Source organism: Robiginitalea marina, from assembly GCF_024006985.1.
Taxonomy (GTDB): domain Bacteria; phylum Bacteroidota; class Bacteroidia; order Flavobacteriales; family Flavobacteriaceae; genus Robiginitalea; species Robiginitalea marina.
Genome location: NZ_JAMXIB010000009.1, coordinates 79375 through 96744, shown reverse-complemented (window position 1 = coordinate 96744; position 17370 = coordinate 79375). Strand labels below are relative to the sequence as shown.

The 17370-nt window shown below is 56.1% G+C and carries 18 protein-coding genes; 13 read left to right on the top strand and 5 right to left on the bottom strand.

Going from position 1 to position 17370, the window contains the following annotated elements:
* Positions 1-70 precede the first annotated feature (70 nt).
* A complete protein-coding gene (locus tag NG653_RS11545) occupies positions 71-430 on the top strand; it encodes a CoA-binding protein (protein ID WP_252741864.1) in 360 nt (119 codons plus the stop codon).
* Here NG653_RS11545 and NG653_RS11540 read toward each other — a convergent pair.
* Positions 427-1908: a sodium:solute symporter gene (locus NG653_RS11540; RefSeq protein WP_252741863.1), complete on the bottom strand. Its 1482-nt coding sequence runs from the start codon at positions 1906-1908 to the stop codon at positions 427-429. The two genes, NG653_RS11545 and NG653_RS11540, sit on opposite strands and share 4 nt — an antisense overlap.
* Before the next feature lie 134 nt (positions 1909-2042).
* On the opposite strand from NG653_RS11540, the gene recR reads away from it, so the two are divergent.
* The 12 genes from recR (at position 2043) to rimO (ending at position 12334) form a co-directional block, all read left to right on the top strand.
* Positions 2043-2660: a recombination mediator RecR gene (recR, locus tag NG653_RS11535; protein ID WP_252741862.1), complete on the top strand. Its 618-nt coding sequence runs from the start codon at positions 2043-2045 to the stop codon at positions 2658-2660.
* Positions 2661-2740: 80 nt separating this feature from the next.
* On the top strand, positions 2741-4087 hold the full coding sequence (locus NG653_RS11530; protein ID WP_252741861.1) for a dihydrolipoamide acetyltransferase family protein: 1347 nt from the start codon (positions 2741-2743) through the stop codon (positions 4085-4087).
* A 78-nt stretch (positions 4088-4165) separates the two neighbouring features.
* Positions 4166-4942, top strand: a complete 777-nt coding sequence (locus tag NG653_RS11525; protein ID WP_252741860.1) for a 3'-5' exonuclease — start codon at positions 4166-4168, stop codon at positions 4940-4942.
* 43 nt (positions 4943-4985) lie between these two features.
* Entirely contained in the window at positions 4986-5597 is a 612-nt protein-coding gene (locus tag NG653_RS11520; RefSeq protein WP_252741859.1) for a fumarylacetoacetate hydrolase family protein, read from the top strand.
* Position 5598: 1 nt separating this feature from the next.
* Positions 5599-5937, top strand: a complete 339-nt coding sequence (locus NG653_RS11515; protein ID WP_252741858.1) for an Hpt domain-containing protein — start codon at positions 5599-5601, stop codon at positions 5935-5937.
* Positions 5937-7184, top strand: a complete 1248-nt coding sequence (locus tag NG653_RS11510) for a competence/damage-inducible protein A (protein WP_252741857.1) — start codon at positions 5937-5939, stop codon at positions 7182-7184. The genes NG653_RS11515 and NG653_RS11510 overlap by 1 nt, the downstream gene beginning before the upstream one ends.
* 72 nt (positions 7185-7256) lie before the next feature.
* On the top strand, positions 7257-7496 hold the full coding sequence (rpmB, locus tag NG653_RS11505; RefSeq protein ID WP_252741856.1) for a 50S ribosomal protein L28: 240 nt from the start codon (positions 7257-7259) through the stop codon (positions 7494-7496).
* 20 nt (positions 7497-7516) lie between these two features.
* On the top strand, positions 7517-7699 hold the full coding sequence (rpmG, locus tag NG653_RS11500) for a 50S ribosomal protein L33 (protein ID WP_014033526.1): 183 nt from the start codon (positions 7517-7519) through the stop codon (positions 7697-7699).
* 6 nt (positions 7700-7705) lie between these two features.
* Positions 7706-7858 (top strand): DUF4295 domain-containing protein, encoded by a 153-nt coding sequence (locus NG653_RS11495; protein WP_252741855.1) that lies wholly within the window; start codon positions 7706-7708, stop codon positions 7856-7858.
* A 148-nt stretch (positions 7859-8006) separates the two neighbouring features.
* Positions 8007-8969, top strand: coding sequence for a signal recognition particle-docking protein FtsY (gene ftsY / locus NG653_RS11490; protein ID WP_252741854.1), 963 nt, complete (start codon positions 8007-8009; stop codon positions 8967-8969).
* A gap of 46 nt (positions 8970-9015) precedes the next feature.
* On the top strand, positions 9016-10788 hold the full coding sequence (locus tag NG653_RS11485; protein ID WP_252741853.1) for an amidase family protein: 1773 nt from the start codon (positions 9016-9018) through the stop codon (positions 10786-10788).
* A gap of 244 nt (positions 10789-11032) precedes the next feature.
* Entirely contained in the window at positions 11033-12334 is a 1302-nt protein-coding gene (rimO, locus tag NG653_RS11480) for a 30S ribosomal protein S12 methylthiotransferase RimO (RefSeq protein WP_252741852.1), read from the top strand.
* 22 nt (positions 12335-12356) lie between these two features.
* Here rimO and NG653_RS11475 read toward each other — a convergent pair whose 3' ends face one another.
* From NG653_RS11475 to NG653_RS11460, 4 genes are all read right to left on the bottom strand, one after another.
* Entirely contained in the window at positions 12357-14588 is a 2232-nt protein-coding gene (locus NG653_RS11475; protein ID WP_252741851.1) for a DUF349 domain-containing protein, read from the bottom strand.
* A 96-nt stretch (positions 14589-14684) separates the two neighbouring features.
* Positions 14685-15416, bottom strand: a complete 732-nt coding sequence (locus tag NG653_RS11470; protein ID WP_252741850.1) for a shikimate dehydrogenase family protein — start codon at positions 15414-15416, stop codon at positions 14685-14687.
* A complete protein-coding gene (locus NG653_RS11465; protein ID WP_252741849.1) occupies positions 15409-16428 on the bottom strand; it encodes a DUF368 domain-containing protein in 1020 nt (339 codons plus the stop codon). The genes NG653_RS11470 and NG653_RS11465 overlap by 8 nt, the downstream gene beginning before the upstream one ends.
* 6 nt (positions 16429-16434) lie before the next feature.
* The gene (locus NG653_RS11460; protein ID WP_252741848.1) at positions 16435-17358 is read right to left on the bottom strand and encodes a DUF368 domain-containing protein; all 924 of its coding nucleotides are present in this window, start codon (positions 17356-17358) and stop codon (positions 16435-16437) included.
* Positions 17359-17370 lie beyond the last annotated feature (12 nt).

Below are 17370 nucleotides of genomic sequence, written 5' to 3'. Positions count from 1 at the left end.
TCGTATCTTTATAGACGAAAACCCTGAAAGGTCGTTACAGGGCTTAACACACTTTAACAGGAACCGCGGCATGAAAAAAACCCTGGTATTCGGCGCATCGGTGAAACCACACCGCTATAGTTATATCGCCATCCGCCGGTTGGTGGATGCCGGGGTGGAAACGGTGGCGTTCGGCCTGAGGGAAGGGACCGTAAAAGGGGTGGCGATACAAACCAGCCTTCGGGGGTTCACCGGTATCCACACGGTAACCCTCTACATGCGCCCATCGCGTCAGGTACCCTTTTACGGGGAGATCCTCAGGTTACAACCCAAAAGGGTGATTTTCAACCCGGGAACGGAGAACCCGGAATTCTATACCCTGCTTCGGAAGGAGGGGGTGGAGGTCCTGGAGGCCTGTACCCTGGTCATGCTCTCCATGGGGCAATACTAAAGGCTGGCCCCTGTTTTTTCCCCTTTGTCGCGGATCAGCCACAGGCCTGCAAAGGTAAGCAGGCCGTTGAGGGGCAGCAGTTCATAACCCACCTGGTAGCCCCCCAGCCAGGACGGGGGCAGGTTCGCGATAAGGATGACCAGGCAAATCACCCCCAGGGCCACGGCCCAGACCAGGGAATCCTTAAGTTGGTAGCGGGTAAAGATCCCGAAGGAAAACAACCCGAGAAGGGGGCCGTAGGTGTAGGTGGCCACGGTCAGCAGGCCGTCGATGACATTTCGGTCCAGCACATATTTGAAGAGGATTACCACGGCAATCAGCAGGGCGCTCATGGCCAGGTGGGTCCGTTTGCGGATGCGTTTTTTGAGGGGTTCCGGTTTTTTCTGGATCCCCAGGAAATCGACGCAAAAAGAAGTGGTCAGGGAGGTCAGGGCGCTGTCTGCGCTGCTGTAGGCCGCAGCGATCAACCCGAGCATAAAGGTGACCGCCACCCCCCTGCCCAGGCCGGTATTCAGGGCGATTTCCGGGAACAGGAGGTCCGATTTCGGACTGCCATCCATCAGCGGGACCGTCACGCCGAAAGCCTCTGCATAAATAAACAACAGGGCGCCGAGCAGCAGGAAGACCAGGTTTACCACCACCAGGACCAGGCTGAAGCTGATCATGTTCATCCGCGCTTCCTTCAGCGACCGGCAGGTGAGGTTCTTTTGCATCATGTCCTGGTCCAGGCCAGTCATGCAGATGGTTATGAACATCCCGCCCACGAATGACTTCACCAGGTGGTTGCGTTCATTCCACGACCCGGTAAACCAGGTTTTGCTATACTGCCCCAATTCCGGGGAGCTGAGGAAATCGAAAAACCCCCAGCCCAGCCTCTGGTTGATGAAATAGATGGAAAGCCCCACGGAAGCCAGCATAAAAAAGGTTTGCAGGGTATCCGTCCAGACGATGGTCTTGATCCCGCCCCGGAAGGTGTAGACCCAGATCAGGGCTATGGACAGGACCACGGTCAACTCGAACGGGACGCCCCAGGCGTCGAATACGAATTGCTGCAGTACCAGGGCCACGAGGAATAGCCGGAAGGCTGCCCCCAGTACCCTGGAGATGAAAAAAGAGAGGGCACCGATTTTATAGCTCATCCACCCGAAGCGCTGCTCCAGGTATTCGTAGATGGAAGTCACATTGAGGCGGTAGTAAATGGGCAGCAGCACGAAGGAGATCACCAGGTACCCGGCCAGGTAGCCCATCACCACCTGCATATAGGAAAAGGAAGCGCTTTGGACGGCTCCGGGAACGGAAATGAAGGTGACCCCTGAGAGGGAGGCCCCGATCATCCCGAAAGCCACCAGGTACCAGGGGGAAGACTTGCCCGCCCGGAAGAAATCCTCGTTTGAGTCATTCTTCCCCGTAAAATACGAAATCAGCAGCAGGAGCAGGAAATAGGCTCCCACCAGGGCCAGGATAAATGCAGGGGTCATATGCCGACGGGCTAGTCGGGCTTCGGGGTACCCTTCGGCCAGGGGGGCTGCACCGGGCCAGGACCCACCAGAAGCCCTATTTTTATTTGGCTCCCAAAGTACAAAACTTAAAATAGATACGTAATTTTGTGCCTATGGAAATTTCATCCAAACTCCTGGAAAAGGCCGTTGCGGAGATGTCCCAATTGCCGGGGATTGGAAAGCGGACGGCCCTCAGGCTGGTGCTGCACCTGCTCAGGCAGCCCGTTTCCCAGACTGATTCCCTGGCCCAGGCCCTGCAGGAGTTGCGCACCCGCATCCGGCATTGCCGGGAATGCCATAACATCTCCGATTCCGACCTGTGCGAGATCTGCAACAGTTCCCGTCGCGACCGTTCCCTGGTCTGCGTGGTGGAAGACATCCGCGACGTCATGGCCATTGAAAATACCGGGCATTTCCGGGGGTTATACCACGTCCTGGGGGGGAAGATCTCTCCCATGGAGGGGGTGGGTCCACAGGACCTCACCATTGCTTCCCTGGTGGAAAAAGTAAGGGGGGGAGAAGTCAGGGAGCTCATCTTTGCCCTTAGCGCGACCATGGAGGGGGACACCACCAATTTTTATATCTACCGCCAGCTCGAAGGGCTGCCGGTAACCCTGTCGACCATTGCCAGGGGCGTCCCGGTGGGGGATGAACTCGAATACGCCGATGAGGTCACCCTGGGCCGTTCCATTTTACAACGGATTCCCTTCGAAGGTTCCCTGAATCGTTGAGGAAAAATATGTCAAAAATCGGGGGGTAATTTTATTATTTTTGCAAAAAATATCTTGTAGACAGCTATCCGGTTAAGAATATGTCAAGATTTGAACTGAAATTGCCACAAATGGGAGAAAGCGTGGCGGAAGCCACCCTGACCTCCTGGCTCAAAGAAGTAGGTGATCCTATAGAAGCGGATGAACCCGTTTTCGAGATTGCCACCGACAAAGTGGATTCCGAAGTCCCCAGCGAGGTGGAAGGGGTCCTGGTGGAGAAATGCTTTGAGGTGGACCAGGTGATCAAGGTTGGGCAGACTGTGGCCATCATAGAGGTAGGCGCGGGAAGCAGCGCACCTTCGGGGGTAGTTTCAGAAATGGCCCCGGTCGTGGAAGCTGCGGCGCAAGCTGAACAGGCAGTAACCCGGGCTGTGGAAACGGCTGCCCCGGTAGCTGCCCCGGAGGCCGTCCAGTCGGGGTCAGAGCGTTTTTATTCCCCCCTGGTACGGAATATGGCCCGGGAAGAAGGGATCAGCCAGGAGGAACTGGATGCCCTGCCCGGAAGCGGCAAGGACGGACGGGTGACCAAAGACGATATGCTGGCCTATATCGAGGGCCGCAAGAAGGGCCAGCCGGCTAAGGTCGCAGCCCCGGAAACGCCCCGGGCAGCTGCCCCCCAGGCCCAGGCAAGCGCTCCCCAGGCCCCGCCGGCCCCGAAACCTTCCATTTCCGCAGGGGCAGGGGACGAAGTGATCCCGATGACCCGCATGGGCAAACTGATTGCCAAACACATGGCGGAAAGCGTGTCGACTTCGGCCCATGTCCAGAGCTTTATTGAGGTGGACGTCACTAAAATCGTTCTCTGGAGGGACCGGGTGAAGGATGCCTTTCAGAAAAGGGAAGGGGAGAAGCTCACCTTCACCCCCATTTTCCTGGAAGCCGTGGCCAAAGCCCTTAAAAAGTTCCCCATGATGAACATCTCTGTTGACGGAGATGCCATTATCCGCAGGAAAAACATCAATATAGGGATGGCTGCCGCCCTCCCTGACGGGAACCTGATCGTCCCGGTCATCAGGAATGCCGACCAGTTGAACCTGGTGGGGATGGCCCGCGCGGTAAATGATTTGGCAGAACGGGCCCGAAACAATGCCCTGAAACCCGATGAAATCAAGGACGGCACCTATACGGTGACCAATGTGGGGACCTTTGGCAGCGTCTTTGGCACCCCTATCATCAACCAGCCCCAGGTGGGTATCCTGGCCCTTGGGGCCATCAGGAAGGTGCCTTCCGTGATCGAGACCCCGGCCGGGGACTTTATCGGCATCCGGTCGAAGATGTTCCTCTCCCACAGTTACGACCACCGGGTGGTCAATGGCGCCCTGGGGGGGATGTTTGCCAAAGCCGTGGCCGATTACCTGGAGGCCTGGGACGAGGACCGCGAATTCTGAAGACCGGATCGCCCGGTTACAAACAAGTAAGCAGGGGCCGTTGCAGGCTGCCCCAGTGAATACAGTTAACCATTTGGCATGGAATTAAACCTGAGCAGACCCATTTGTTTTTTCGACCTGGAGACCACCGGCACGAACATCGCCCAGGACCGCATTGTGGAAATCGCCATCCTGAAGGTATTTCCCAATGGGAACAAGGAGAGTAAAACCTGGCTGGTAAATCCGGAAATGCCCATCCCGAAGGAAGCCACTGCCATCCATGGGATTTCAGATGAAAAGGTGGCCGGGGAGCCCCCCTTCAGGGAACGTGCCCGGGAAGTGTACCAGATGATCCAGGGGTGCGACCTGGCGGGATTCAATTCCAACCGGTTTGACATCCCGTTGCTGGCCGAGGAACTCCTTCGGGCGGGCCTGGATTTCGATATGAAAAATACGGTGGCCGTGGACGTTCAGACCATTTTTCACAAAATGGAAAAGCGCACCCTGGAGGCAGCCTACCAGTTCTATTGCGGGAAGGAGCTGCGCGATGCCCACAGCGCGGCGGCCGATACCCTGGCTACCTATGAGGTCCTGCTTTCCCAACTCGACCGGTACCCGGAACTCGAGAATGATGTGAAAGCCCTTGCTGCGTTCTCCTCCCATTCGGAATCGGTCGATTTCGCCGGCTTCATCCAAAGGGATGATTCAGGGGACGAAATTTTTTCGTTTGGAAAACACAAGGGCAGGAAGGTCCTGGAGGTCCTGGAACAGGAACCCGGTTACTTTGGATGGATCCTCAATGCCGATTTCCCCCTGTACACCAAAAAGGTACTGACGCAGATCCGCCTGGCCCGCCTCAACAACCGTTTGTCCTGAGGATTGCCCTGAACGTTCTGGAAACCCATTAAAACCCCTGGAAATGAAATTAATTTGTGTAGGGCGCAATTATGCGGCCCATATCGAGGAGCTGGCCAATGAGCGACCCGCTTCCCCCGTGCTGTTCATAAAGCCCGATTCGGCCATTTTACCAAGGGAGCAGGATTTTTTCATCCCCGAGTTTTCCGGCTGCATCCACTATGAGGTGGAATTGCTGGTAAAGATCAGTAAAGTGGGCAAGCATATCGACAGGGCCTTCGCCCCTAAATACTATGACGAAATTTCCCTGGGCATAGACTTTACCGCCCGGGACCTCCAGGACCAACTCAAGGCGGCAGGCCTTCCCTGGGAAAAGGCCAAGGGGTTCGACGGTTCCGCCGTAATCGGGGAGTGGCTTCCGAAAAGCAGCTTCCCCGACCTGGGCCACCTTCGGTTTACCCTGGAGCGAAACGGGCAGGTGGTACAGGATGGGGATACGCGGCAGATGCTATGGAAGGTCGATGAACTGATCGCTTATATCTCCACTTTTTTCACCCTGAAAAAGGGGGATGTAATTTTTACCGGCACGCCTTCCGGGGTTGGGCCGGTAGCCCCAAATGATTACCTTTCCGGAAAGCTGGAAGGCAACGAAGTCTTTTCATTAAAAGTGCGTTAGTATGATTTACAGCCTGGATAAAATACAGGAGATGGCTGAAGGGGATGCCGAGTTCGTGGAATCGGTCCTCTCGGTATTCCTGGAAGAAGTCCCCACTGACCTGCTGGCCCTTGAAGGAGCAGTGAAGGCAGGCGATTACGAGCAAATTTATAAGATGGCCCACAAAATCAAGCCCAATGTTGACCTGTTGGGCATGGAACAGGCCCGGGCCCTGGCCCTGGAAATTGAAACCCTGGGGAAGGCTTCCGGGGACCTCGGGCTGATACGCAGCCATTTCCCCGTCCTGAAACAACAGGTGGAACAGGCGGTTTCTGAACTCCGGAAGGAATTTGGCTTCTGATGCTTGCGGAGATCATTACCATCGGGGATGAAATCCTGATCGGGCAGATCGTGGATACCAATTCGGCATTCCTGGCCCAGGAACTGCACCGGATCGGGGTTTTGGTCCAACAGATCTCCTCGGTGCAGGACGACCGCACCCATATCCTGAATGCCCTTCAGGAAGCCGAATCGCGGGCTGAGCTCGTGGTGATTACGGGGGGTCTCGGCCCAACCAGGGACGATATCACCAAGCATACCCTATGTGAGTTTTTCGGGGATCACCTGCGGGAAGACCGGGAGGTCCTGGCCCATGTGGAGGCGTTGTTCCGGGAGCACATTTCCACCCCCATATCCGACCTGAACCGCCAACAGGCGCTGGTTCCCTCCAGGGCCGAGGTGCTCCATAACCCCTACGGTACGGCTCCCGGCCTGTGGATGAGGGGAAAAAGGGCCGTTTTTGTGGCTCTTCCAGGGGTGCCTTTCGAAATGAAACAATTGTTTGCCGACCAGGTACGCCCGAGGATCCTCAAGGCGTTCCAGCGCCCGGTACTGCTGCACAGGACCCTGGTGACCTACGGGTTGGGTGAAAGTGCCATCGCCGGGCGGCTCGCAGGGTGGGAAGACACCCTGCCCCCCCATTTCAAGCTGGCATACCTCCCGAACCTGGGAAAGGTCCGCCTCAGGCTTTCAGCCCGGGGCTCAGAACTACAACCCCTGGAACAGGAACTAAACCGTTTCACCGAAGCCCTGAAAACCCTGGTTTCCGACATCCTGTTTGGGGAGGAAGACGGGGAACCGCTTGAGGAAACCCTTCGCAAGCGCTTCACCGACAAAAAAGCCACCCTGGCTGTGGCAGAAAGCTTTACGGGGGGGCGGATAGCTTCGCAGCTCACCGCTATCCCGGGGGCTTCGGCCTATTTTAAAGGGGGGGTGGTCAGTTATGCCACCGGGGCGAAAATTTCGGTGCTGGGGGTGCCTGAGCAGCTCATCGCCTCACATTCGGTGGTGAGTGCCCCAGTGGCCCAGGCCATGGCTGAAAATGTACGCATCCTCCTGGATGCCGATTTTGCGGTAGCCACAACCGGGAATGCAGGGCCGTCCAAAGGCGATTCCGATGAGGCCATCGGAAAAGTGTACCTTGGGATTGCCGGACCCCAGGGGTCTTATGCCCTTGAATTTTCAATGGGAAACCACCGGGAACGGATCGTACAGAAGTCGGTGCACAAGGCCTTTGAGCTCCTGCTCAAAGAAATCATAAAATTCTAAATAAGAAGTTTGGGCATACGGCAAAAATGACGTAAATTTGCACCCTGTTTTGAACCAAGTTAACCCTGCGCAATGGCAAAAGTCTGCGAAATTACCGGTAAGAAGGCAATGTTTGGGAACAATGTTTCCTTTTCCATCAACAAGACCCGGAGGCGTTTTGACGTAAACCTCTCCAAGAAAAGGTTCTACATTCCAGAGGAAGACCGGTGGGTTACCCTTCGCGTTTCCACCCGGGCCCTGAAGGCCATCAACAAGAAGGGGATTTCGGCAGTCCTGAAGGAAGCGAAACAGAAAGGGATTCTCAACAAGTAATCGCCTAAACACAGAGCATCATGGCAAAGAAAGGCAACAGAGTACAGGTGATCCTGGAGTGCACAGAGCACAAGGAGTCGGGTATGCCCGGGACATCCCGCTACATCACCACCAAGAACAAAAAGAATACCCCGGACCGGATGGAGATTAAAAAATTCAACCCCATCCTGAAGCGGATGACGGTACACAAAGAGATAAAATAAGGAATCATGGCAAAGAAAACGGTAGCAACCCTTCAGTCCAGTTCAAAAAGATTGACCAAGGCCATCAAGATGGTGAAGTCGCCCAAAACGGGTGCCTACACCTTCGTAGAGGCGGTAATGACCCCCGAGATGGTGAACGACTGGCTCTCCGAAAAATAGGAGTTCCGATAGCGAGTTAAAGCGATAAAGTGGCCGTTTCCCAGGGAAACGGCCACTTTTTTTTGGCATTGGCTAAGGTTCGCCTATCCCGGGACGTACCCCTCCAAAAGGTTTAAAGTGCTATATTTGCCGGGACACGCATTGGGCTATGAGTCTTTTCAAAAAGTTTTTTTCTTCTGAAAAAAAGGAAACCCTGGATAAGGGGCTTGAAAAATCCAAATCCAGTTTTTTCTCCAGGCTGAGCAAAGCGGTTGTGGGCAAATCGCGCGTCGACGACGAGGTTCTCGACGACCTGGAAGAAGTGCTGGTGACCTCCGACGTGGGGGTGGAAACCACCCTGAAGATTATCGAACGGATCGAGGCCCGGGTGGCCCGGGACAAATATGTGGGAACCGATCAGCTCGACAGTATCCTGAGGGAGGAAATTGCCGGGCTCCTCGCTGAAACCCACCACGGGGAAGCCACCGAATTCGAAGTGCCCCGGGTGGACGGCCCTTATGTAATCATGGTGGTTGGGGTCAACGGGGTGGGGAAGACCACCACCATCGGGAAACTGGCCCACCAGTTTAGCAAGCAGGGTAAAAAGGTCGTCCTCGGGGCGGCGGATACCTTCCGGGCTGCTGCCATAGACCAGCTCCAGGTCTGGGCCGACCGCGTGGGGGTGCCGCTGGTAAAGCAGAAAATGGGTAGCGATCCGGCCTCCGTCGCCTTTGATACCCTTAGTGCAGCCCTCAAACAACACGCCGATGTGGTGTTGATCGACACCGCCGGACGCCTCCACAATAAGGTGAACCTGATGAATGAGCTCACCAAGGTCAAACGGGTCATGCAGAAGGTGGTCCCGGATGCCCCCCATGAGGTCCTCCTGGTCCTGGATGGCTCCACCGGGCAGAACGCTTTTGAACAGGCGAGACAGTTTACGAAAGCCACTGAAGTGACGTCCCTGGCCGTCACCAAGCTCGACGGCACCGCCAAAGGCGGGGTGGTTATCGGGATTTCGGACCAGTTCCGCATCCCGGTAAAATATATTGGGGTGGGGGAAGGTATAGAGGACCTGCAGGTATTCAACAAACTGGAATTCGTGGATTCCTTTTTCAACCGTTCCCGCTGATGGCGCCCGCTTTTTCGAACACCCAAACCTGAAAAACCAGAAAACCATGGTTCGATATTCCCTTAAAGGCATCCCCAGGGTCTTGCTCCTGCCTGCTTTTGCCCTCGTGATGGGGCTTGCCCTTCAATCCTGTAAAGAGAAAACCCCTGCCCCCGGGGAAGTGACCCCCCCGGCCGGGGTGGACATGAATGAAGCCGTTTCCGGCGAAGAGCCAGACCCCGGCGCCCTTTGGACCCCCTACGACGATTCACTGGAGGTGGCAGCCAATGCGGACCATCCCCTGCCCAGGATGCGCTATAAACTCATCCAGTCGCGGGTGCTCGACAAAAACGCCGTCTTTTCGCCCCTCTACCCGGAGGTCCGGAAAATGACGGAGGCCGACTATTCCCGGCTGAAGCCGTTGATCCTGGAGAAATCCATCCCTGAAGTCCAGGCCCAAATCAAAAACGGGGACTTCAGTTATGAAGACCTCTGCCGGTTTTTCCTCTACCGGATTTACAAATACGAACTCGATCCCGCCACGACGCTGAATACAATAATTGCCCTAAACCCCAATCTTTTCCGGGAGGCCCGGCGCAGGGATTCGCTCAGGGCCATTGACCCTGCGGCCGACCTGCACCCCATTTTCGGGATGCCCGTGCTGCTGAAAGACAATATCAACACCGAAGAGATGCCCACTACTGCGGGGGCGATAGCCCTGATGGGCAACCGGACGGGTGATGCCTTTATCGTGGAGCGCCTTAAGGAAAAGGGGGCCATCATCATGGGCAAAGTAAACCTGAGCGAATGGGCGTACTATATGTGCCGGGGTTGCCCGGTAGGGTATAGCGCCGTGGGGGGACAGACCCTGAACCCCTATGGCCGGCGCCTCTTTGAAACCGGTGGCTCCAGTTCCGGGAGCGGGACGGCCATAGCTGCCGGCTATGCCATGGCTGCCGTGGGAACGGAAACCTCCGGTTCCATTTTGTCGCCTTCCAGCCAGAATTCCGTGGTGGGGCTGAAACCTACGGTGGGCATGCTCAGCCGCAGGGGCATCGTGCCAATTTCCAGTACCCTCGATACCCCGGGGCCCATGACGCGCAATGTCACCGACACCGGGATTTTGCTCGACGCCCTGATGGGGTATGACCCGCTGGATATGCAGGCATTCCAGGTCGGCTGGGATGCGGGGTGGTACCTTCCCGGGGGGGCCACCCTCCGCGGAAAGCGCCTGGGGGTTTTCCGCGCGCTGATGGAGTCCGATTCCCTGTATCGGGAAACCGTTTCCGGCCTGGAGGCGGCAGGGGCTGAGGTCATTCCCTTTGACCCCCCCGAAGTGGAACTCGAAGGTTTCCTGACCTTGTTGAACCTCGATATGAGGGAAGACCTCCCGGCCTACCTAAATTCCCAAATAAGGGATACGGTGGCCGTCGGGGTGCGTTCCGTGGCCGATGTGGTCGCCTTTAACAGGGCTGACACCCTTTTGAGGGTCCCTTACGGGCAGGCCCTGCTCGAAGGGATCCTGGCCGACAGTACCGGGGAGGAGGCCTTTGAAAAAGTGCGGTCCGACCTTAGGGCGGCTGGCCGGAGGTTCTTCACTGAACCCTGGGAGGCACACCGCCTGGACGCTGTCCTCTCCGTAAACAACTACCATGCAGGGTATGCCGCCGTAGCCCGGTATCCGGCCCTAACGGTGCCTATGGGGTACAGGGAATCCGGGGAACCCACGGGCCTCACCTTTATCGGGAAGCCCTTCCAGATCCCGGAATTGTTGCGCCTCGCCCATGCCTTTGAACAACTGGGCCCGGCGCGCCGCATGCCGGCAGGCTTTACCGACTAGGTGGACGGCCGGTCGATTGAATGCGTTGGCCTCCGGGCCGGGGCTTTTTGTTAACCGAATGGGGTCCTTTCCTGAAGGGAGCCGCCCTGCCGCGACCCGATCCGAAATGGGGCAGCCGCCGTCCTGAAAGCAATCCCATCCCGTATCCCTGGCCTTAGGGCATTCACGCATGCAAAAATGAAAAGACCGGCAAAATGGTCCATGATGTATCTCCAAGTCGTATTTTTGCACTTCAGTTGAACCGATGCGCACCAAATCCATTAAAAAGAATACCATTAATGTGATCACCCTGGGGTGTTCCAAGAACCTCTACGATTCCGAAGTCCTTATGGGCCAGTTGAAGGCCGGGGGCAAAGATGTGGTCCATGAAGGGGAAGGGAACATCGTGGTGATCAATACCTGCGGTTTTATAGCCAATGCCAAGGAAGAAAGCGTAAATACCATCCTGGAACAGGTGCGGGAAAAGGAAGCCGGACGTATCGACAAGGTTTTTGTGACCGGATGCCTCAGTGAGCGGTACAAACCGGACCTGGAGAAGGAGATCCCCAACGTAGACGCCTATTTCGGAACCCGCGACCTGCCGCGCCTGCTGAAGGCCCTGGGGGCTGATTACCAGCATGAACTGGTAGGTGAGCGGCTGACCACTACCCCGGCCAACTATGCCTACCTGAAGATCGCGGAGGGCTGTGACCGCCCGTGTTCCTTCTGCGCCATTCCCCTGATGCGTGGAAAACACCGCAGCCAACCTATTGAAGCCCTTGTACGGGAGGCGGAGGTGCTCGCTGCCAAAGGGGTAAAGGAGCTGATCCTCATTGCCCAGGACCTGACCTACTACGGCCTGGACCTCTACCGGAAAAGGGCCCTGGCCGATTTGCTCCGCGCCCTGGCGCGTGTGGAGGGCATCGAGTGGATACGCTTGCATTACGCCTTCCCCACCGGCTTTCCCCTCGATGTGCTCGAAGTCATGCGGGAAGAACCGATCATCTGCAATTATATAGACATTCCCCTGCAACATATTTCGGACCCTGTATTGAAGGCCATGCGGCGGGGGACGACTATGGAGAAAACCAACCGCCTGCTCGCGGAATTCCGCCGGCAGGTGCCCGGGATGGCAATCCGTACCACCTTGATCGTCGGCTTCCCCGGGGAAACGGAGGCGGATTTCCAGCTCCTGAAGGAATGGGTGCGCGAACAGCGCTTTGAACGCCTGGGGTGTTTCACCTACAGCCATGAGGAGAATACCCATGCGTATTCCCTCCCCGACGATGTCCCCGAGCACGTCAAGCAGGAGCGGGCCAATGAAATCATGGAATTGCAGTCACAGATCAGCTGGGAACTTAACCAGGAGAAGATAGGGCGTACCTACCGGTGCATGATCGACCGTATGGAAGGCGGCTATTATATCGGCCGGACCGAATACGACTCCCCGGATGTGGACAACGAAGTGCTGGTGGACGCTTCTTCCCATTACCTGCGCCTGGGAGCGTTTGCCGACGTGCGCATTACAGGGGCGGCGGATTTTGACCTGTACGGGGAGCCGGTCTAGGGGCCTTCCCGCCCGGGCTTCCTTATTCTGCTTCCTCTTCTTCGGGGCCAGCCTCCTCATGCTGGAGCTGGTGCTTAAGGATATTGAGTTTTTTGAGCTTGCCTTTCCATCCGTCCAGGGCGTCCTTTTTCCCTTCGATGTTTTCGATGACTTCCCGGGCTAAAGGGTTTTCTTTTGTGGGGTCCGAAAAGAAATTAAGGTTATTTTCCAACTGCCTGATCTCCCCTTTGACCTCTTCTATTTTTTTCCTGACGAATTGCCGCTCCTGTTCCACAGCCCTTTGGTCCTCAGCCTCGGAAAGCTGCTGAATCCGGTCTCCATACCGAAGGATTTCCCCTTCCTGCTTACTGATGCCCGATTTTCGCAGCAGGGCCTCCAGGATTTTCTGAAAGCGGGAGTTCAGGTGCTTTTTGTTTCGTGGTACATGGCCGATTTCGTTCCAGCGGGCAAGGAACCCTTCCAGGGCGGCAACATCCTTGTCGCGGTCGCCGGTAAGGGTATACTCCCGCAACTCTTCCAGCAGGGCCGATTTCAGCTCAAGGTTTTTCAACTCTTGTTCGCCGGCCCGGTTCCTGCCGGCGTGCACCCGGTCAAAGTACTGGTTGCAGGCTTCCTTGAATTGTTTCCAGATTTTATCGGAATATTTGCGGGGCACGTGGCCCGTTTCTTTCCATTCCTTCTGGAGTTGTTTCATTTCCGGGGTGGCGGCTTCCAGGTCTTCGCTGTCTTTGAGTTCCAGGGCGCGCTGCAGCAGGGCCCGTTTTTTGTCGAGGTTTTCCTGTTGTTCCTTTTTCTGGTTCTTGTAGTAGGCGTTTTTGGCCCGGTTAAAGGTCCGTACCGCCTTTTTAAATGAGGCCCAGGTAGCTTCATTGGATTTCTGGGGTACCTTCCCTGCCTTGAAAAACCGATCCCGAAGGGCTTCAACTTCTGCCATTTGCTTCTGGATGGCGCGGTGGCTGTTCCCCACGTTGCTGCCCAGGGCTTCGATTTGGGAGATGATTCGCTGTTTTTCCTCCAGGTTGGCCACGTACTGCTGCTCTTGCTGCTGGAAATATTCCTGCCTGCGCTGATGGATTTTTTTGGTCGCCTCGCTAAAACGGTTCCAGATAGCCTCGCGCTCTTCCTGGGCCACGGGTCCCAGGTCTTCCTTCCAGACCTTGTGGAGGACCTGCAGCTCCCGGAAAGCTTTGTTTATGTCTTCCTCTTCCAGAAGGGCCTCCGCCTTCAGGCATAATTTTTCCTTTTCCTCCAGGTTGAATTTAAAATCCAGGTCGCGCAATTCGCGGTTCAAGTGGAGGAAGTCATAAAAAATCTCCACATGGTGGTGGTAGGTCCGCCACACATCGTTATAGTTCGCACGGGGGATGGCTCCGGCCTTCCGCCAGCGCTCCTGCAGGTCCTTGAAGGTCTTGTAGGTGGTGGTCATGTCCTCCTCCATACTGACCAGGCCTTTGAGTTCCTCAATGATCGAGAGCCGGTTCTGCAGGTTTTCTTTCAGGTCACGGTCCAGGTTTTTGTAATACTGGTTTCGCTTTTCCCGGTATTCTGCGAAAAGTTCGTTGAACTGCCGCTTGGTTACCGAGTTGTACTTGAAATCGGCCTCATTGCCCCCCCGGGTTACAAAGGCATCTTTTTTCTCCTCGATAAAGTCCTGGAATTTCAGGTCGAATTCGTGCTTTATCGCATCCACATGCTTGCGGATTGCCTGAACCTTTTCCGTCCGCAACAGGCGCTGTAATTCGCCTACAAGGTTTTCCAGGGAAAGGGAGTGGTAGTCCAGAAAGGGGATTTGGTGCCTCCTTTCGTTTTCGGAGTCCTCGGCATCTTCAGCATTGGACTGGTCTATTTCTTCTTCAGGGTCCCCGCCCTTTTCCTCATGCGATTCAGAGTCCCCTGCAGCCTCTTCTCCAGTGGTTTCATGAGGTTCCCCTTTGGGTTTGGGCTCCGTTTTGGATTGAGCTTCCTGCGCGGGTTCGGCTACCCCTGTGGAATCGGATACCTTTTTGGCCTCAGGCTCTCCCGCGGGATGGGGTTCCTCTATGGCATCAGGCACTCTTTTGGTCCCAGCGTCCTGTGCGGGTTGGGGTTCCCCTATGGGTTCAGATGCCCCTTTGGTATCAGGTTCTCCCGCGGTTTCAGGTTTCCCTGTGGTCTCCGATTCCCCGGGTTCCGGAGCCATTTCTTTATCGGTATGTCCGTTTTGACCTTCCCCCCCTGCAGCGGGCTGCAGTGCTTGTTTTTCCTCTTCCGGCATGAGTCTGAATTTACAGTAATGCTGCGATCTCCATTCTAAGATACTAACATGGGGGCTTATCACAAAGGCAAAGCCGTGTTTTTTCGGCCCCCGGACTTATGGGCTCCAGAGTTCCCAGGAGGCTTCGGCCTGCAGCTGGAGCATTTCCAGGCCATTCTTGGTCCGGGCGCCCTGTTGCGCCCCCTTCCTGAGGAATTTGGTCTGTTCCGGGTTATAGATGAGGTCGTAGAGCAGGTGGGCAGGGGTAATGGCGGCATAGGGTATTGCAGGGGCCCCGGAAACCGCCGGGTAGGTGCCCAGGGGGGTACAGTTTATAATGACTGGAAATTCCCGCAACATTGCTGCATCCAGGGCTTCATAGGAAAGTTGCCCGGGGCCGGGGTCCCTGGAAACGAACCGCAGGGGAATGCCGAGCTGGCCCAGGGCATAGGCCACTGCCTTGGAAGCCCCCCCGGTACCCAGGATCAGGGCTGCGGTGTCAGACCCCCGCAACAGGGGCCTGAGGGAATCCCGGAAACCCACCACATCGGTATTGAATCCCTTCAACCCCCCGGGGGATACCCTGATGGTATTCACCGCACCAATGGCAGCGGCAGTCGGGTCCAACTCCTGCAGGTAAGGGATCACCGCTTCCTTGTACGGGATGGTGACATTGAGGCCTTCCAGGTCCGGATAACGGCTCAACAGGGCGGGGAATTCCCCGATTTCCCCAAGGTCGAAAATATCGTAGCGGCAATCGGCCAGGCCCATGCGGAGGAACTTCTCCCGGAAGTGCCCGGGTGAAAACGAATATGAGATGTTTTTTCCGATAAGACCAAACCTACGCATTGTTCAACCGGTATTTGCCGTACCATTCCAGGAAGACCAGCAGGGCAATGCCGGCCAGGATAAACCCCAGCGCCAGGGCCGTTTCTGCCGAAAAGAGTTCGGGAAGGTACCGCTGGTAATTGACGATAATCCGGTCGCCATTGGAGTCGAGCAGCAGGGTGCCTGCGCTGTCCTGGAGGTATATGGTTTTTTTCCAGGGCCAGACCACCCCCAGGGAACCGGTAATGAACCCGATGATCGCAGCGGTGGTCATGTGCCTGAAATGTTTCAGTACATATCCGAGCAGGTGAGACAGGCTCACCAAACCGGTTGCGGAACCCGCCGTGAAAACCGCCAGGATAAGCAGGGTATGCAGTCGTTCCCGGTTGTTTACAAAGCTGAAATCGGCCCGGAAAATTTCTGCCATGGTGTCGTAGAGGGCATTCACCGAATCGACCAGCAGCAGCACATAATTCCCGAGCAGGATGAGGATAAAGGACCCTGAAAGGCCGGGGAGGGTCATCCCCGAAACACTGATAATCCCGCAAAAAAAGACGAATATGAGGTTGTCATTCTCTTTGGCGGGGCTCAGGAAACTAATCGAAATCCCCACCAGAAGGCCCAGGAGGCCAATGGGAAGGGTTTTTTTATTCCAGTGCTTGAAGTCTTTGGATATAAAATAGATCGATCCGATGATCATGCCGAAAAAGAGCGACCAGACATAGAGCTCCTTTCGGTCCAGGAAATAATCAAGGACTTTGGAGACGCTGAAGTAGCTGAAAAGCATCCCCATGATAAGCAGGGAGAGAAACGGGCCATTCACATACCGGTAAAAACTCTTCCACCGCCCGCCCAGCAAAAGTTTGAAGGCCTTGAGGTTTACCTTCCGCAGGGAATAGATGAATTCCTCGTAAAACCCGACCACGAAGGCCACAATACCCCCGGAAACCCCGGGTACCTTGTTGGCGGCACCCATGGCCAGGCCTTTGATGAACAAAAGCACTTTGTCCGATAGGGATCTGGGGTGGTACATGCAGGGTCAGGAATTTTTTTGTGAAGCGAGGCGCTCCAAGACAAAAATAAGGCAAAATCCGAGGATAGCCAGCCCGAGGGCAGCTGCCCACTCAGGGTCGTCCGCATAATGCCAGGGGGCCACGTTGGCCTCGCGGACCACGACGGTTTTGCCGTCGAAATTACGCGTTTCGAGGGTTTCCTTCCAGGGCCAGATTTTCGGGAGCGAACCCAGGATAAAACCCGTGAGCAGGGAGAGGGTGGCATCCCTGAAGCGGGAAAACATCCATTTGAGCAGGCGCGAAAAAGTGAGCAACCCCACGATAGCCCCGGCCCCCACAAAGAAGATGATTTGCAGGTCGCGTTGGTGGACGGCATCCAGCACGCTTTTATAGGACCCCAGCAGCACCAGGATAAAGGCGCCTGAAATCCCCGGAAGGATCATGGCGCAAATCGCCAATGCCCCTGAAAGGAAGAGGTAGGGGAGGGTGGCCTGCTCTTCGGATACCGGCAGGGATACCAGCCCGTAGGCCACGACCATCCCGAGCAGCCCCATGGCCAGGATTCCGGGGCTGCGGACCCGGATGCTTTTGGCCACGTATAAAACACTGGCCAAAACCAGGCCGAAGAAAAAGGACCAGACCAGTACCGGCTGGTGTTCAAGCAGCCAGCTGATCCCTTTCGCCAGGGAGGCGACGCTTATGGCGATCCCGGAAAGGAGTGCCAGCAGGAAGCTCCCGTTGGCAGCCTTCCAGAAGGCGGCAAACCCTTCTTTCCTCCAGGTAAGCAGCAAGGCGGGTCGCAGGTTGTTCAGGGAGCCGATGAGTTCTTCATAAATGCCCGAGATAAAGGCAATGGTTCCCCCGGAGACCCCGGGGACCACGTCGGCTGCCCCCATGGCCATGCCCTTTAGCACAATCCATAAAAAGTGAATGGGAGTTCGTCCTGACATATCCGGTAAAAG

Coding starts and splice junctions, on each gene's coding strand:
- NG653_RS11495 (WP_252741855.1), top strand. CDS start 7,706: ATGGCAAAGAAAACGGTAGCAACCCTTCAGTCCAGTTCAAAAAGATTG.
- recR (WP_252741862.1), top strand. CDS start 2,043: ATGGAAATTTCATCCAAACTCCTGGAAAAGGCCGTTGCGGAGATGTCC.
- NG653_RS11475 (WP_252741851.1), bottom strand. CDS start 14,588: ATGCCGGAAGAGGAAAAACAAGCACTGCAGCCCGCTGCAGGGGGGGAA.
- NG653_RS11530 (WP_252741861.1), top strand. CDS start 2,741: ATGTCAAGATTTGAACTGAAATTGCCACAAATGGGAGAAAGCGTGGCG.
- rimO (WP_252741852.1), top strand. CDS start 11,033: ATGCGCACCAAATCCATTAAAAAGAATACCATTAATGTGATCACCCTG.
- rpmG (WP_014033526.1), top strand. CDS start 7,517: ATGGCAAAGAAAGGCAACAGAGTACAGGTGATCCTGGAGTGCACAGAG.
- NG653_RS11515 (WP_252741858.1), top strand. CDS start 5,599: ATGATTTACAGCCTGGATAAAATACAGGAGATGGCTGAAGGGGATGCC.
- NG653_RS11470 (WP_252741850.1), bottom strand. CDS start 15,416: ATGCGTAGGTTTGGTCTTATCGGAAAAAACATCTCATATTCGTTTTCA.
- NG653_RS11485 (WP_252741853.1), top strand. CDS start 9,016: ATGGTTCGATATTCCCTTAAAGGCATCCCCAGGGTCTTGCTCCTGCCT.
- NG653_RS11525 (WP_252741860.1), top strand. CDS start 4,166: ATGGAATTAAACCTGAGCAGACCCATTTGTTTTTTCGACCTGGAGACC.
- NG653_RS11460 (WP_252741848.1), bottom strand. CDS start 17,358: ATGTCAGGACGAACTCCCATTCACTTTTTATGGATTGTGCTAAAGGGC.
- NG653_RS11510 (WP_252741857.1), top strand. CDS start 5,937: ATGCTTGCGGAGATCATTACCATCGGGGATGAAATCCTGATCGGGCAG.
- rpmB (WP_252741856.1), top strand. CDS start 7,257: ATGGCAAAAGTCTGCGAAATTACCGGTAAGAAGGCAATGTTTGGGAAC.
- NG653_RS11520 (WP_252741859.1), top strand. CDS start 4,986: ATGAAATTAATTTGTGTAGGGCGCAATTATGCGGCCCATATCGAGGAG.
- NG653_RS11465 (WP_252741849.1), bottom strand. CDS start 16,428: ATGTACCACCCCAGATCCCTATCGGACAAAGTGCTTTTGTTCATCAAA.
- NG653_RS11545 (WP_252741864.1), top strand. CDS start 71: ATGAAAAAAACCCTGGTATTCGGCGCATCGGTGAAACCACACCGCTAT.
- NG653_RS11540 (WP_252741863.1), bottom strand. CDS start 1,908: ATGACCCCTGCATTTATCCTGGCCCTGGTGGGAGCCTATTTCCTGCTC.
- ftsY (WP_252741854.1), top strand. CDS start 8,007: ATGAGTCTTTTCAAAAAGTTTTTTTCTTCTGAAAAAAAGGAAACCCTG.